The sequence below is a fragment of the Frateuria flava genome, assembly GCF_017837635.1.
Lineage (GTDB): Bacteria > Pseudomonadota > Gammaproteobacteria > Xanthomonadales > Rhodanobacteraceae > Frateuria_A > Frateuria_A flava.
The window spans coordinates 14513-29916 of record NZ_JAGJRS010000021.1; the positions used below are offsets into that span (position 1 = coordinate 14513).

The 15404-nt window shown below is 68.4% G+C and carries 13 protein-coding genes; 3 read left to right on the top strand and 10 right to left on the bottom strand.

Features of this window, described 5'->3' with window-relative positions:
- Positions 1-107 precede the first annotated feature (107 nt).
- Entirely contained in the window at positions 108-1688 is a 1581-nt protein-coding gene (locus J7I44_RS10605) for a M4 family metallopeptidase (protein WP_209620171.1), read from the bottom strand.
- A 293-nt stretch (positions 1689-1981) separates the two neighbouring features.
- A complete protein-coding gene (locus tag J7I44_RS10610) occupies positions 1982-3937 on the bottom strand; it encodes a S8 family peptidase (protein WP_209620174.1) in 1956 nt (651 codons plus the stop codon).
- 273 nt (positions 3938-4210) lie between these two features.
- On the opposite strand from J7I44_RS10610, the gene J7I44_RS10615 reads away from it, so the two are divergent.
- Positions 4211-4996: a TatD family hydrolase gene (locus tag J7I44_RS10615; protein WP_209620178.1), complete on the top strand. Its 786-nt coding sequence runs from the start codon at positions 4211-4213 to the stop codon at positions 4994-4996.
- Positions 4997-5280: 284 nt separating this feature from the next.
- On the opposite strand, the gene J7I44_RS10620 is transcribed toward J7I44_RS10615, so the two are convergent.
- From J7I44_RS10620 to J7I44_RS10645, 6 genes are all read right to left on the bottom strand, one after another.
- Complete coding sequence (locus tag J7I44_RS10620; RefSeq protein ID WP_209620181.1) at positions 5281-6030, bottom strand: class I SAM-dependent methyltransferase; 750 nt, start codon at positions 6028-6030, stop codon at positions 5281-5283.
- 28 nt (positions 6031-6058) lie between these two features.
- Complete coding sequence (locus tag J7I44_RS10625; protein ID WP_209620184.1) at positions 6059-6592, bottom strand: pseudouridine synthase; 534 nt, start codon at positions 6590-6592, stop codon at positions 6059-6061.
- Between the two features lies 1 nt (position 6593).
- Positions 6594-7472 (bottom strand): class I SAM-dependent methyltransferase, encoded by an 879-nt coding sequence (locus tag J7I44_RS10630; protein WP_209620188.1) that lies wholly within the window; start codon positions 7470-7472, stop codon positions 6594-6596.
- Between the two features lie 33 nt (positions 7473-7505).
- Positions 7506-8168: an NYN domain-containing protein gene (locus tag J7I44_RS10635; protein ID WP_209620191.1), complete on the bottom strand. Its 663-nt coding sequence runs from the start codon at positions 8166-8168 to the stop codon at positions 7506-7508.
- Between the two features lie 145 nt (positions 8169-8313).
- Positions 8314-9426, bottom strand: a complete 1113-nt coding sequence (locus J7I44_RS10640) for an S-(hydroxymethyl)glutathione dehydrogenase/class III alcohol dehydrogenase (protein ID WP_209620194.1) — start codon at positions 9424-9426, stop codon at positions 8314-8316.
- A 122-nt stretch (positions 9427-9548) separates the two neighbouring features.
- Positions 9549-10463 carry a LysR substrate-binding domain-containing protein gene (locus J7I44_RS10645; RefSeq protein ID WP_209620197.1) on the bottom strand — a complete coding sequence of 305 codons (915 nt, stop codon included), beginning with the start codon at positions 10461-10463 and terminating at the stop codon, positions 9549-9551.
- Positions 10464-10595: 132 nt separating this feature from the next.
- Between J7I44_RS10645 and J7I44_RS10650 the strand changes: the two genes are divergently transcribed.
- Together J7I44_RS10650 and J7I44_RS10655 are read left to right on the top strand one after the other, a co-directional pair.
- Positions 10596-10766 (top strand): hypothetical protein, encoded by a 171-nt coding sequence (locus tag J7I44_RS10650; protein WP_209620200.1) that lies wholly within the window; start codon positions 10596-10598, stop codon positions 10764-10766.
- 195 nt (positions 10767-10961) lie between these two features.
- The gene (locus tag J7I44_RS10655) at positions 10962-11915 is read left to right on the top strand and encodes an aldo/keto reductase (RefSeq protein ID WP_209620203.1); all 954 of its coding nucleotides are present in this window, start codon (positions 10962-10964) and stop codon (positions 11913-11915) included.
- 88 nt (positions 11916-12003) lie between these two features.
- Here the strand turns inward: J7I44_RS10655 and J7I44_RS10660 are convergent, their stop codons facing one another.
- Together J7I44_RS10660 and J7I44_RS10665 are read right to left on the bottom strand one after the other, a co-directional pair.
- A complete protein-coding gene (locus tag J7I44_RS10660; protein WP_209620206.1) occupies positions 12004-13023 on the bottom strand; it encodes a TraB/GumN family protein in 1020 nt (339 codons plus the stop codon).
- A 55-nt stretch (positions 13024-13078) separates the two neighbouring features.
- A complete protein-coding gene (locus J7I44_RS10665) occupies positions 13079-15313 on the bottom strand; it encodes an NADP-dependent isocitrate dehydrogenase (protein WP_209620931.1) in 2235 nt (744 codons plus the stop codon).
- Positions 15314-15404: the final 91 nt, after the last annotated feature.

Sequence of the window (15404 nt, forward strand, 5' to 3'; positions counted from 1 at the left end):
CCGGGCACCGCAGTGCCTGGCGGAGGTTCATTCGTTGAAAGGGGCACCGGACGCATGCGCCGGCCGCCCGGTCGCCCGCGAGCCGCGTGGCTCGCGGGCCAGTCCGCTCAGCGGCAGGTGACGCCGACCGCGCTGAAAGCGGCCGCGACGTCCGCGGTCGCATACCCACGGTCGGTCGCCGCCTGCTCGACGCCGCAGGCGCCGCTGTCGAAGGACTCGGTCGGCCCCCAGTACAGCGCGTTGGCGTCGTGGAACACTTCGAACGCGGTGCGCGTGTTCCAGCCGGCGGTCTTGGCCAGCGTGCAGAACGCCCGGTTGTAGACGCCGCTGGAGTAATGGACGTTGAGCCCGTCGTAATACTGCGACGCGTTGTCGATCGAGATGCCGTCGTTGCTCGGCGTGCACATGTCGCGCAGCGCTGCCATGCCAAGCAGCGGCACGGTGGCCGGCTTGACGATCTCCGCGCCGGTCATGAAGTCGTTGCTGCCGCGGTCGAAATACTTCACCGCTTCGCCCGCCATGTCCGAGAACGCCTCGTTCATGCCGCCGGACTGGCCGTCGTATTCCAGGCCCGAATGCTGCTCGGTGAAGCCGTGGCTGATTTCATGGCCGGTGATGTCGAGCACCACGAACGGATAGAAATACTGGTCGCCATCGCCGAACACCATCTCGGAGCCGTCCCAGAAGGCGTTTTCGTAGTTGGCGCCGTAATGCACCCACATGTGCAGCTGCATCGGGCTGCCGTCACCATTTTTCAGCGGCGGCGCGCCAAACCAGCTGTTGTACATGTCATAGACCACGCCGCCGAAGTGGTGCGCGTCGTTGATCGCAGAATAGGCGCCGTTGATCGCGTCGCCCATGCTGGTCCAGCCGGCCGGATTGGTGCCCGCGCAACCGAACGACCACAAGGTCACGCGCTGGCCGCCGGCCACGTTGTAAGTGGCGACCTTGTCGTCCTGCAGGTAGCAGGTGCTGCCGATGCGCGTGGCGCTGAGCAGCTCCAGACCGGCCCCCGAACCGTCGTAGTGGTACAGGCCGGTCAGTTCGTTGCCGCCCGGGCCATTGGCGTCGACCGGCGTCGGCGTGCCGGTGCCCGGCGGGCGGCGGCCGGTGGTCAGGCCATCCCAATGACGCAGGACCTCGCCGGTGTTGGCGTCCACGATCGCCGTCGGACGCGAGATGCGACCGTTGGACGTCACCAGGTAAGAGGTACGGTACGCCAGCCGGGCGTTGCCCTTGGCCTGCGGATAGACGAACAGCTCGCTGCGCACATTGCTCGCGGCCAGGCCCTGCTGGCCCAGCTTGGCCTGCAGGGCGGCCTGGGCCTGCGTGCCGTCGAGGTGCGGGCGCACCGACTGCAACTGGCCCGACAGGCTGGCCTCGGCCTCGCCGTGGGCGCTCACCACGTTGCCGCGGGCGTCACGTTCGATGACCAGGCTGCGCCCGTACACCGGTACGCCCTGAAAAGTCTGCCATTCACGCGTCTTGACGGTGCCGCGCACCGTTCTGGCGTGCGCACCGGCAGTGAAGGTGCTGCCCTGCCCCAGACCCAGGCGACTGGCCAGCGTGGCCGGCGCGAGTTGGCCGAGGCGACCGGCATGAATATGCACCGGCGTGGCGGCACACAGCGAAGCCGACGCGCACCCCAGCGCGGCGAGCATGGCGCCGACGAGCTTCTTCTGGAACATGTTTTTTCCCCTTGCGGACGGTAGCCCCGGCGTGGCGCAGCGGGACTCGATTAACGTCGTCATATCGCGAAAATGACGACCGCGTCACAGTAGGAAGGGTTGACGGGAGCGTCAACCACGAAATTTTCCAAGAGTCGCCGCTGTCGGCCTGTGCTATCACTCAAGGGTTTGGCCGGATTTTGCCTCCGGGGAGGCAGACGTGCGCATCGCCTTTCAGTGGCGTACCGCGCAGCGTGCCTTGCAGACCACGAATGCCATGGCCGGCGACATGCGCCGCCGGCCATTGTCCCCGATCAGCGGGAGGCGAGGTACTTCCCAACCAGGCTCACGCCGCGGTAGCCGGTGCGGCCCACCACGGTGACGAACCAGCTGCCGGCTGCCGGGTGATCGAGCACCACCGATTCGCTGGTGCCGGCGTGGGCCGAGCGGCAGTGGTAATCCTCCGCCGTGGCGGGAGTGCCCCGGTTCACGTAGAGGGTGACGTCGCCGCTGCCGCCGCTGGTACGCAGGCTCAGCTTGCCGGCGCCTTCGGGCACGTCGATGCGATACACCGTGCGGCTACCCTTGGCCCCCGACAGGTCCGAAAGCGCCACGCCGTTGCCCAGCAGCGTCGCCTGGCTGGTCGTCCCACCGGAGTTGATGGCCATGTTCACTGCCGCGTAGGCGTCCAGGATGCCTGCGCCGATGCGATGGTCGGGCGCGACCTTGGGCGTGGCGGCGGTGCGCTGGAGGATGTCCAGCACCGCAGCGGGGGTCAGCGGCTTGAGGCCGCGGGCCAGTCGCGCGGCCTGCATCAGCGCCACGGTGCCGCTGACGTGCGGCGTCGCCTGCGAGGTACCAGCGTAGCCGGCGTAGTTGGAGTCGTCCGCGACCGGCTTGGTGGCGCCGCTGTTGATCGCCTGCCAGACGAAGCCGTCGGACACCTGCTCGCCGCTGCTGCGGTCGCCCGCGTAGATGCCGCCGCCCGGCGCGGCCAGGTCGACCGTGCGCCCGTAATTGGAGTAGTAGGCACGCCGGCTGGTGATGCCCGTGGCAGCCACCGTGACGGTGCCCGGGCAGCTGGCGGGCGAGAAGTATTTGGCGTTGTCGTTGTCGTTGCCTGCCGCGACCACCACCACCGCGCCACGCTTGTTGGCCAGGGCGATCGCCTGTCCCATCGGATCGTCCGCGGTGCACTGGCCGTAACCGCCCAGGCTGAGGTTGATCACCTGCGCCGGATGGGTGTTGTCCGGCACGCCATCGACGTGGCCGCCGGCGGCCCAGATGATCGCGTCGCTGATGTCGCTGTCGTAGCCGCCGCAGTGGCCGAGCACGCGGATCGGCAGCACCCGCGCACGGTAGGCGATGCCGGCCAGGCCGATGCCGTTGTTGGTGCGCTCGGCGCCGACCGTGCTGGCCACGTGGGTACCGTGCCAGGAGCTGGGCTGCGGTGGGTTGAACTCATCCGTGCACATCGACTGCCACGGCCTGCCCGTCGTCCAGTCGCCCGGATCCCAACCGCCGGGGATGCGGCCGTCGTTCTTGCGGCCGGAAAGAAACGCGTCGGTGATGAAGTCATAGCCGGCGCCGGCGAGCTTGGTGTTGACGTCCACGTGGGTGGTGATGCCGGTATCGAGCACGGCGATCACGATGCCCTTGCCGTCGGCCAGGTCCCACGCGGCGTTGACGTGCGCGCCGCCGTAGTTGCGGTCGCCGAATGCGGTGGCCCGACCACTGGGTGCCTTGAGGTCCCACTGGTACTGGCGGAATTCGGTGTCGCTGGGCTTGAACGCGCTGGGGCGCAGCGAGGCCGGCGCGGCGATGTCGCGCACGGCGTGGCGCAGCACGTCCGGCGCCACGTGCAACACGGCCGGGTCGCTGGCAATCTGCGCCATCAGCGCGGCCGCCTCATTGCGATCGAGCTTGCGCGAGGTACGCAGTACGTCGGCGCCAATCGCCAGTCGCCGTCCGTAGCTCGCCTGCACCGGCGCCTGCATCATGCCCTGCGCACTGAGCGTGGCGCGCACCAGGCCGGCGCGCGAGAGCGCCGCGCCCATGCTCTGGCGCATCAGCGAAGGATTGGCCCGCTCGGCGCTGCCTGGCCGCCAGGTAACGATGAAGCGGTCGTAATGGCCGTCGCTTTTGAGCGAACTGAGGTTGTAGTGGGTGGCGCCCAATCCCCCGGCAGGAGCGGCGGCGTGCGCCGCCATGGAGAAGGCAAAGGCCATGGAAGCGCCGAGCAGCGCCCCGATCCGCATACGATTTGACATGAAGTGATTCCCCGGTCTTGAGCACCCGCCGCCTTGCACGGCGGGCAGTACTGCACGAAGTCCTGAAACTCCGCTTCCGTCGACGACGGTCGCCCTGGACGCATCCTGCCGGCTGTCGCGTGACTGCATCACCCACGCCCCACTGCTTCCCTGCCGTCGTCGATTGGCAAGCTAGGGGGTCGTTTGTCGCCTCGATGTGACAGCGGGCTGGACGGCTGCGCGCCTTGCCAATCCGGCCTGCTCTGCAACAATGCGCGCTTTTGCGGACAAGCCATGCAGCTGGTCGACATCGGCGCCAATCTCACGCACGAATCCTTCCGCCACGACTTCGCCGAGGTACTCGCGCGGGCCGCTGCAGAGGGGGTCACGCGAATGGTCGTGACCGGCGCTTCGCGCGAAGGCAGCGAGCAGGCGTTGGCATTGGCGCACGAACACCCTGGTGTGCTGTGGGCGACCGCGGGCGTGCATCCACACCACGCGATCGACTACGACGAGGCCACCGACGCGCGCCTGCGCGAGCTGGCCGGCCTGCCCGCGGTGCGCGCGGTCGGCGAGACGGGGCTGGACTACCACCGCAACTACTCCCCGCGCGACGTGCAGCTGCGCGTGTTCGAGCAGCAACTGGCGATCGCGGCGGAACGGGGCAAGCCGCTGTTCCTGCACCAGCGCGACGCGCACACCGATTTTCTGGCCTTGCTCAAGCGCTACCGCGACCGCGTACCGGCGGCGGTGGTGCACTGCTTCACCGACACCCGCGAGGCGCTGCACGACTACCTCGCGCTGGACTGCCACATCGGCATCACCGGCTGGATCTGCGACGAACGCCGCGGCACGCACCTGCGCCAATTCGTGCGCGAGATTCCCGCCGAACGCCTGATGCTGGAAACCGACGCGCCTTACCTGCTGCCCCGCACGGTGCGCCCGCAACCGAGCCATCGGCGCAACGAGCCGATGTACCTCAGGCACATCTGCGAGGAAGTGGCGCGCGATCGCGGCGAGCCGGTCGAGCTGACGGCAGCGAACAGCACCGCCGCGGCGATGGCGTTCTTCGGACTGTAGCGGGCGTCTTGCCCTACGGCGGTACAGGGCTGCGCTTTATCCGGGCTCTCCCGCGTTCAGGGCAGAGGCGTTGAAGCGGCGGCGTGGGAGGACTTGCGGCGCGAGCGCCGCACTTGGCTTGCTCTCCCCTCCGGGGAGAGGGCTGGAGTGAGGGGCCGGGGCTCGCCGTGATGCTTCCCGCATGAGTGGCTTTGGTTGTGGTTCTTGCGTGGGTGTTCCACGACCTGGCTCGCGTGCCGAAGGCTTCCGATCGCCTGTCGGCACCCGGACTGGTTCAAAGAGAATCAGGCGATGCGGCCGACGCGGGTGAAGAAAGGCCAACGCACGGTCCGCACCAGGCCCACGTCGCCCCAGGCGTGCGCCAGGTCGGCTGCAGCCGCCGCCACCGGATCGACACCCGTGCGCCTGACGTAACGCTGTGTCGCGGACCAGGAGCGCAGATAAGCAAGGAACTGCGCAAGGTTCCAGCGCGCCTGCATGGCAAAGCTTGGCGCCGCGACCGGCTCGAAGGGAAACGGCAACCCACGATAACCCTCATCCACCAGCGCGCGTTCGGGCGGCCAGTCGCCGCCGAGCGTGTCGGCGTACAGCCTCCACTCGACCGCATCCACCGCCCGGTCCACGCTGCAGTTGCCATAGCCGGAAACCGCCAGCAGCGCCCCCGGCCTGGCGACCCGGCGCACTTCCGCATGGAACGCTTCCAGGTCGAACCAGTGCAATGCCTGCGACACGCTGACCAGACTTACGCTGCCCGTCGCCAGGCTGCTGTGCTCGGCCGGTTCCACGCGGTAGTCGATGGCCGGGTGCGCGCTGGCCTGGGCGATCTGTGTCGCGCTCGGGTCGGTTGCCACCACATGCTCGAAGTGCACCGCCAGCCCCAGGCTGGCCTGGCCATTGCCACAACCGGCATCCCAGGCCAGCGCATGGTCCGGCGCCTGGCCGGCGAGCCAGTCGAACCAGTCGGCGGGCGGCAGCGGTCGTGCATCCCGGTAGAGCGTGGCGTGCGCGGAGAAGTGGTCTTTGAAGGTCGGCATGAGCGCATTGTCCCGCGGAGCGGCCCTCCTACAGGAGCCGGCGGGTCTGGCCCGGGGGCAGGCCATCCAGCGCCCAGTCGCCGATGCGCACACGGATCAGCCGCAGGGTGGGAAAGCCCACCGCGGCCGTCATCCGCCGCACCTGCCGATTGCGCCCCTCGCGCAGCGTGACGGTGAGCCAGCTGGTGGGGATCGCCTTGCGGAAGCGCACCGGCGGGTCACGCGGCCATAGCCAGTCCGGCTCGACCGCGTGCTCGGCGCCCGTCGGGAGCGTGGGACCGTCGTTGAGCGCGACGCCACGCCGCAATGCAATGAGCGCCTCGTCGGTCATGGCGCCATCGACCTGCACCAGATAGGTCTTCGGTTGCTTGTGGCGCGGATCGGTGAGGCGGTGCGCGAGGCGGCCGTCGTCGGTCAGCAACAGCAGGCCTTCGCTGTCGTGATCCAGCCGTCCGGCCGGATAGACGTCCTTCTCGCGCACGTAGCCGGCCAGCGTCGGCCGGCTGCCATCGCCGGAGAACTGGCACAACACGCCATAGGGCTTGTTGAGCGCGATCAGCACGTCACGGCGAGGAGGCCGCGTGGGCCGGCGCCTCCGGCTTCACGAAACGCAGGGTCATGCGGTCGGACTCGCCGATCGCCAGGTACTTGTCCTTGTCCTTGTCACCCAGCGCCAGCGTGGGCGGCAGCGTCCACACACCTTCGGGATGATCGTGGTCATCCTTCGGGTTGGCGTTGATCTCGCTGCGGCCGTCCAGCACGAACCCGGCGTCGGTCGCCAGCTTGATGACGTAATCGACCGGCAGGTAGCCGCTGCGCTTGACCTCGTCCAGCGTGGCGCCGGCGTCGGCGCGATGGTCGACCACGCCAAGCACGCCACCGGGCTTGAGCACCGTGTAGAAGGCCTTGAACATCGCCGGCGCGGTGCCGTCCATCGCCCAGTTGTGGACGTTGCGGAAAGTCAGCACGCGGTCGGCCGAGCCGGCCGGGCCGAGCACCGGCGCCTTCGGATCGAAGGCCACGATGGCGGCCTTGCCGAACTGCGCCGGGTGCGCGAGGAAGAGCTTGCGCAGGGCACTGTCGTCGTCGCGCGCTTCACTGTCGGCCGAGGGCTGCTTTTCGGCGGCGATGTAATGGCCGTTGTCGCGCAGCAGGGGTGCCAGGATCTGTGCGTACCAACCGCCGCCGGGGGTGATCTCGATCACCGTCTGGTCCGGGCGCAGCTCGAAGAAGGTCAGCGTTTCCTTCGGGTGACGGTAGGTGTCGCGCGCGCGCTGGTCGGTCGGGCGCCAGTCGCCCCCGATGACCTGGGCAAGCTGGGTGGCGGTGTAGTCGCTGGCCGAGGTCGGCGGCACCAGCGCATCGGTGGGCTGGTCCTGTGCGATGGCCGGCAGGGCCAGCAGGGCGGTGGTGCAGAAAGCGGTAAGCAACAAGGTCTTCATGGTGTCTCCTTACGACCACGCGGGACGAATGTTTCAGAAAGGACGCGGGCAAACCGACTGCAGGCCGTCGATATGCTCGTGCAGGTCCGGGGCTATACCCTGCCACATCGGATCGAGGATGAAGTCGATCCCCTCGTAGCGAGCCAGTTTTGCCGCCGGGATGAAATCCGCATCGCCGGCGACCAGGATGATCTGGTCGACCAGCTTCTTGTAGGTCAGCGCCGCGATGTCGATGCCGATCTTCATGTCCACCTGGGTCTGGCGCATGTCCGGCTCGAAATGCTCGTCGCCCAGATCCTCCCACGCCAGGGTGCCCTCGCGCAGCTGCTGGTAGGCGTTGTGGCGGAGCTTCCATTCGCCGCGCTCGGCCAGCCGGCCAAGCCGCAGCGCCATCTTGCGCTGGCGCCGCAGCTGGTCGTGCAGCTCGCGACGGAAGGCGGCCGCGCCGGTGCGCGAGAAGTCCACCGCCTCGCCGCTGAGCGGACGCACCAGCACCTTGTCCAGCGGCGGGCAGTCGTAGAAGAAGATCCGGTACAGCTGCTCGCGCGGACGGTCCAGCGCCTTGAGGTGCTCCAGCGCCATGCCGAACACGGTCTTGGCCACGGTACGCGCGTCGTTGGCGTCACGCTCGCCCCACACCTTGCGGTAACGGGCAAGGAAGAAAGCGCCGTCGACGAGGATGGCGGTGCGTTGCATGGGGGTCCTTTGGGGAGTGCCGGGAAGGCGCGCGCATTCTAGCCGAGCGCCGGCGCCGCCGCAGGAGCCCGCTTGTGAGCGATGCTTTTGTTCCTGGCGCAAAGGCATCGCCCACAAGTGGGCTCCTACGAAGAGCGGGGCTGGCTCAGTAGCGGATCACCGAGCGGATCACGCGCCCTTCGTGCATCGCGTCGAACGCCTCGTTGATGCGCTCCAGCGGCAGCTCCTGGCTGACCATCTCGTCGATCCTGATTTCGCCGGCCATGTAGCGGTCGACGTAGCCGGGCAACTGCGAGCGGCCCTTGACGCCACCAAACGCCGAGCCGCGCCACACCCGTCCAGTCACCAGCTGGAATGGCCGCGTGCGGATCTCCTGGCCCGCACCGGCGACGCCGATGATCACCGACTCGCCCCAGCCCTTGTGGCAGCACTCCAGCGCCGCGCGCATCACATCGACATTGCCGATGCACTCGAACGAGTAATCCACGCCGCCACCGGTGAGCTCGACGATCACCTGCTGGATCGGCGTATCGGGGTAGTCCTTCGGATTGACGCAATCGGTGGCGCCCAGCAGCTTGGCCATTTCGAACTTGGACGGGTTGGTATCGACCACCACGATGCGCCCGGCCTTGGCCATCACCGCGCCCTGCACCACCGACAGGCCGATGCCGCCCAGCCCGAACACCGCCACACTGGCGCCCGGCTCGACCTTGGCCGTATTGAGCACCGCGCCGATGCCGGTGGTGATGCCGCAGCCGAGCAGACAGACCTTTTCCAGCGGCGCGGCCTGGTTGATCTTGGCCACCGCGATCTCGGGCAGCACCGTGTATTCGCTGAAGGTGCTGGTGCCCATGTAGTGGTGGATCATCCGGCCGTCTTTCGAAAACCGCGAGGTGCCGTCGGGCATCAGTCCTTGTCCCTGGGTGGCGCGGATGCGCTGGCACAGGTTGGTCTTGCCCGAACGGCAGTATTCGCAGGTGCCGCATTCGGGCGTGTACAGCGGAATGACGTGATCACCCACGGCAAGCGTGGTCACGCCCTCGCCCACCTCCTCGACGATGCCGCCGCCCTCGTGGCCGAGGATCGCGGGGAACAAGCCTTCCGGATCGGCGCCGGAGAGCGTGAAAGCGTCGGTGTGGCAGACGCCGGTGGCGACGATGCGCACCAGCACCTCGCCGGCCTTCGGCCCGGCGACGTCCACATCCTCGATCGATAACGGTTTGCCTGCTTCCCAGGCGACGGCGGCACGCGATTTCATGGGGAGTTCCTGGCGAGGGGAAGGTCCGATGATGCCGCGCGCAGGGATTCGAAGAAACCTCCAGGAGCGCACCGGTACGCGACCGTGAACATCGCGTCGCGCCCAGGTGCGCTGCTGCAGGATCAGGCGCTGACGGGCTCGACCTCGCGCAACCGCGGCATCTGTGTGCAGTACGCCTGCGCCTCGCCCAGCAGCCATTGGCGGAACACCTGCAGGCCCCGGTGTTCCTGCGAGCGCGGCGGGTAGACCAGCCAATAGGCCTCCTGGATCGGCAGGTAGCGCTGGCCCAGCACCACCAGCCGACCGGCCTCGATCAGCGAGCGTGAGCTGACCATGCGGCCCAGTCCCACGCCCAGACCCTCCAGAGCCGCGTGGCGCAGCGCGTCGGTGCTGTCGAAGTGCGCCACGTAGCGCTTCGGCGGCGTGCCGCCCACCTGGGCGAACCACTCGCGCCAGCGATCGCCCGGGTCGCCCAGCAGCGGCCAGTCGCCGAGCTGGCCCGGATCGGCGCCGTCCATGCGTGCGATCAGCGCCGGCGTGGCCACCGGCGCCAGCCACTCGCCAAACAGCCGTTCGCTGGTGAGCCCCGGCCACTGGCCGCGGCCATAGCGCAGCGCGGCATCGACCGGTTCGCGCTCGAAATCCACCAGCGTGGTGGCCGTCTGCAGGTTGAGCTCCAGCTCCGGGTGCGCGGCCACCAGTCCCGGCAGCCGCGGTACCAGCCAGCTGGACATGATCCCGGAGCTTGCGCTCAGGGTGAGCGAATCGTGCCGCCGCTCACGGTAGCGCGCGAGCGCGTGGTCGATGCCGTCGAAGTGCTCGCCGACCGCTTCGAGCAGGCCGCATCCTTCGGTGGTGAGCGTGACGCCGCGCGGACCGCGTTCGAACAGGCGACGGCCCAGGCGCTCCTCCAGCTGGCGGATCTGGTGGCTCAACGCGCTGACGGTGAGGTTGGCCTGCACCGCCGCGCGCGACAGGTTGCCGACGCGCGCGACCCGCACGAACTGTTGCAACAGACCCAGCGGAACATGGCTCACGAGGTCGGCCTCCGAGGCGTTGGCGACTTGAAGTCCACTCAAGGCTGGCTTGCGAATATATCGCTTTTGGGCGCCCCGCATGCGGCGTACCTTGAGCGCTCCCCAAGGCAACACCCCACACCGGAGGTTCTCGTGAAACCGTTCTGGAAACAGTTGCTTTACCTGCATGGCCACGCCCTGCCCACCGGGCTGAGCTGGCGTGAGGACGCGCCGGAGCGCGGTGGCCGTACCGTGGCGACCGGCAAGCCGGCGCCACCGATGCTGCGCTGGCGCGAGGTGCTACGCGCGGCGCTGGTCAGCTAGGACGCCGGCGCAGGGTGGGCTTCAGTCCACCCTCGCGATGCGGCGGATGGGCTGAAGCCCGCCCGCCCTGCGCAATGGGTCCGCCCGGACAACACCCGCACGCCGGGACTGCCGTCGTGCAGAGGCGTGCTCCTGCCGTTGATTCCTTGGAAAAGGCGCTCCATCTGTTGAGGATTCCCAGCCCGGAGGATCCCCATGCATCTGCGCCCCCTCGGCCGCTCGCCGCTTGCCATCGCCCCGCTTGTCTTTGGCGGCAACGTGTTTGGATGGAGTGCGGACGAGAAACGCTCCTTCGAGCTGCTGGACGCCTTCGTCGACGCCGGCTTCAACCTGGTCGATACGGCGGACGTCTATCCGGCCTGGGTGCCGGGCAACCGCGGCGGCGAATCGGAGACCATCATCGGCCGCTGGCTGAAGGCCACCGGCAAGCGCGACAAAGTGCTGATCGCGACCAAGGTGGCCAAGTGGGCCGAACAGCCGGGCCTGTCACCGGTCAATATCCAGCAGGCGGTGGAAGGTTCGCTCAGGCGATTGCAGATCGATTGCATCGACCTGTACCAGGCGCACGAGGACGACGCCTCGGTTCCGCTGGCCGACACGCTCGGCGCGTTTGGACGGCTGATCGAGCAGGGCAAGGTACGCGCGATCGGGGCCTCCAACTACACCGCCGACCGCTTCGCCGAGACGCTGAAGATGTCGGCCGACCATGGCCTGCCGCGCTACGAATCACTGCAGCCGGAATACAACCTGCTGCGCCGCACCGGCTACGAGCGCGAGCTGGAACCGCTGATCCGGCGCGAGCAGGTCGGCGTGATCAGCTATTACGCGCTGGCCAGCGGCTTCCTGACCGGCAAGTACCGCAGCGAGGCGGATCTGGCCAAGAGCCGCGCGCGCGGCGCCGGCGTGCGCAAATACCTGGACGCACGCGGACTGGACATCCTCCACGCGCTCGACCGCGTCGCCGCCAACCACCAGGCCACCCCCGCGCAGATCGCGCTGGCCTGGCTGATCGCCCGCCCGGGCCTCACCGCGCCGATCGCCAGCGCGACCAGCCTGGAACAACTGCATGAGCTGCTGGATGCGGTGAAACTTGCGCTGGCGCCGGATGAAATCGCCCTGCTCGACCAGGCCAGCGCCAAGCCGTCCTGATGCAGGCCTCCGACGGTTGCTCACGGATCACCGTGCGCAGCCCTGCCTGGAGGCACGCCTCGCGAAAGGCGCACCGGCCGGGCCTGCGCTACGGTGCCGTCTCGCCGGTGTCGTCCGGCGACTCGACCACGTAGCCTTCCGCCGCCAGCGCCGCGAGGTAGCCATCGTGGCGCAAGGCCTGGTCGATCGGCAGCAGCGCGAAGCTGCTCGCGTGGGCCGCCAGCGCCTTGCGCGCCGCCGCGAGCCAGGCCTGGCGCATCTTGCCCTCGACATCCTGCAGGCCCAGCTTGCGGGCGAAGCCTGCGCCGCTCAGCGCATCGGCGCACGGCGCCCGCGCCGCATCGCCGGGAAGCCGGCGCAGGGTCGCCAGGTCACCGCTGGCCCAGGCGTTGGCGCGCTGGCCCATCTGTGTCAGGTCCACCTCCACCTGGGCAAGCATGGCGTCGAAGCAGGTCAGGTCGTCCAGGCGTTCGCGCTTGAAGTCCTTCACCAGCGCCCTGGGGTCTTCGATGGTGGCCACGTAGGCGGTCGACGTGCGCGGGATGCCGGCCTGCCTGGCCGCATCCAGCAGGCCGGGCACCACGCCCTTGCGATCCAGGCCGGCCCGGTCCATCGCCGCCTGGTACAAACGGAATCCGGCAAACAGCGGCCGCCATTTCTCCACCTTGCCATCGCGACCGATGTAGCGCGCCTTGAGCGCCAGCCAGCGCGCATAGCTGGCCGCGGGCACGACCTCGGCCAGCCGTGCGTGGTCGGGGTTGTTGCGGATGCCGATCAGCCGCGGCAGCAGCGCCAGCTTGCCGAAGAAGCCCAGGTTCGACTTCAGGTGGATGCCCGGTTCACGCAGCAGTTCCTGCGCGCCGCGCAGCCGGTCGAGCACCTCGCGCGACTGCCATTGCATGTCGCGCGGCAGCGGCTCGAGCGTGCCCAGCACCCACATCACGTGGCCCTGGGGCGAGCTCACTTTCCACAGACCCGGACCGGGCTGCTCGCCGCGCACCAGTACCGGCGCCAGGGTGGTGACCGAGGCGGCCGGCACGGGTGTGGCCTGCCGGCCGGCGGCGGCCGTGGCTAGCAACATCAGCAGCGACAGAAGGATCGTGCGCATGGGGTCCGTCCCTGTCTACGTATAAAAAAAGGCGCGCCGTAGCGCGCCTTCCGGTTCAATCCTTCAGCGTTGCCAGCGCGTCGTTGAAGGTCTTGCTCGGCCGCATCGCCGCGCGGGTGCGGGCGAGATCCGGGTGGTAGTAGCCGCCGATGTCGACACGCTTGCCCTGGGCACCATTCAGTTCGGCGACGATGGCCGCCTCGTTGTCGGCCAGTGCCTTGGCCAGCGGCGCGAAGGTGGCCTTCAGGCCCGCGTCTTCGTCCTGCGCGGCCAGCGCCTGCGCCCAGTACAGCGCCAGGTAGAAATGGCTGCCGCGGTTGTCCAGCTCACCGACCTTGCGCGCGGGCGACTTGTTGTTGTCCAGGATCCGGCCGTTGGCCTCGTCCAGCGCCTTGGCCAGCACGGCGGCGCGCTTGTTGCCGTAGCGCTCGGCCAGGTGTTCGAAGGACGCGGCCAGCGCCAGGAACTCGCCCAGCGAATCCCAGCGCAGGTAGTCCTCCTCGACGAACTGCTGCACGTGCTTGGGCGCCGAGCCGCCGGCGCCGGTCTCGAACAGGCCGCCGCCGGCCATCAGCGGCACGATCGAGAGCATCTTGGCGCTGGTACCCAGCTCCATGATCGGGAACAGGTCGGTGAGGTAGTCGCGCAGCACGTTGCCGGTCACCGAGATGGTGTCCTGGCCTTTGCGGATGCGCTCCAGCGAGACGCGCATGGCCTCGACCGGCGACAGGATGCGGATGTCCAGGCCGGCGGTGTCGTGGTCCTTGAGGTAGCGCTCGACCTTGGCGATCAGCTGCGCGTCGTGTGCGCGCTGCGGATCCAGCCAGAACACCGCCGGCGTGCCGGAAAGGCGTGCGCGGGTGACGGCGAGCTTGACCCAGTCCTGGATCGGCGCGTCGCGTGTTTCGCACATGCGCCAGATGTCGCCGGCCTCGACCGCGTGCTCGAACACGGTGCGCCCGTCCTGGTCGGTCACCCGCACGGTGCCGTCGGCGGCGATCTGGAAGGTCTTGTCGTGCGAGCCGTATTCCTCGGCCTTCTGCGCCATCAGGCCGACGTTGGGCACCGAGCCCATGGTCGCCGGATCGAAGGCGCCGTGCGCCTTGCAGTCCTCGACCACCGCCTGGTAGATGCCGGCGTAGCTGCGGTCAGGGATCAGCGCGAGGGTGTCCTGCAGCTCGCCCTTGGCGTTCCACATCTTGCCCGAGTCGCGGATCATCGCCGGCATCGAGGCGTCGACGATCACGTCGGACGGCACGTGCAGGTTGGTGATGCCCTTGTCGGAATTGACCATCGCCAGCGCCGGACGCTTCGCGTACTCGGCGTCGATGTCGGCCTTGATCGCCGCCTGCCTGTCTTCCGGAAGCTGCGAAAGGCGCGCGTAGAGATCGCCGATGCCGTTGTTGGCATCGAAGCCGATCTGCTTCAGTTCGGTCGCGTACTTGCCGAGCACGTCCTTGTAGAACTCGCGCACCACCACGCCGAACATGATCGGGTCGGAGACCTTCATCATGGTGGCCTTCAGGTGCAGCGAGAACAGCACGCCGGCCGCCTTGGCGTCGGCGATCGCCGCGTCGACGAAGCGCGCCAGCGCCGCGCGACTCATCACCGCCGCGTCGACCACTTCGCCGGCCTGCACGGCCACCTTTTCCTTCAGCACCGTGGCGCTGCCGTCCTTGCCGAGCAGCTCGATCTTCAGGCTACCGGCCTTGTCCATCGTGGCCGACTGCTCGGAGCCGTAGAAATCACCGGCGTCCATGTGCGCCACGCGGGTCTTCGAATCGGCGCTCCACTTGCCCATCCGGTGCGGATGCTTGCGTGCGTAGTTCTTCACCGAGGCTGGCGCGCGGCGGTCGGAGTTGCCCTCGCGCAGCACCGGGTTGACCGCGCTGCCTTTGACCTTGTCGTAGCGCGCCTTGATGTTGTACTGCTCGACGTCGCCATGGACCTCGTCGGGGTAGTCCGGCAGCGCGTAGCCCTGCGCCTGCAGTTCCTTGATCGCGGCCTTCATCTGCGGCACCGAGGCGCTGATGTTGGGCAGCTTGATGATGTTGGCGTCCGGCGTGGTGGCGAGCTGGCCCAGCTCGGCCAGGTCGTCGGCGATGCGCTGGTCTTCCTTCAGGCACTCGGGGAACTGCGAGAGGATGCGCCCGGCCAGCGAAATGTCGCGCGTCTCCACGTCGATGCCCGCGGTGTGGGCGAAGGCTTTCACGATCGGCAGCAGCGACTGGGTGGCGAGGAAGGGCGCTTCGTCGGTCAGCGTGTAGAGAATCTTCGGAGCCTGGGACATCGTCTGCATGACCTCTCGTGCAAAGGCGTACGGGGAGCGCGACAAGCAGCCGCGCCGCGAGGAAAAGACGGCCATTTTCGCCCGAATGGCC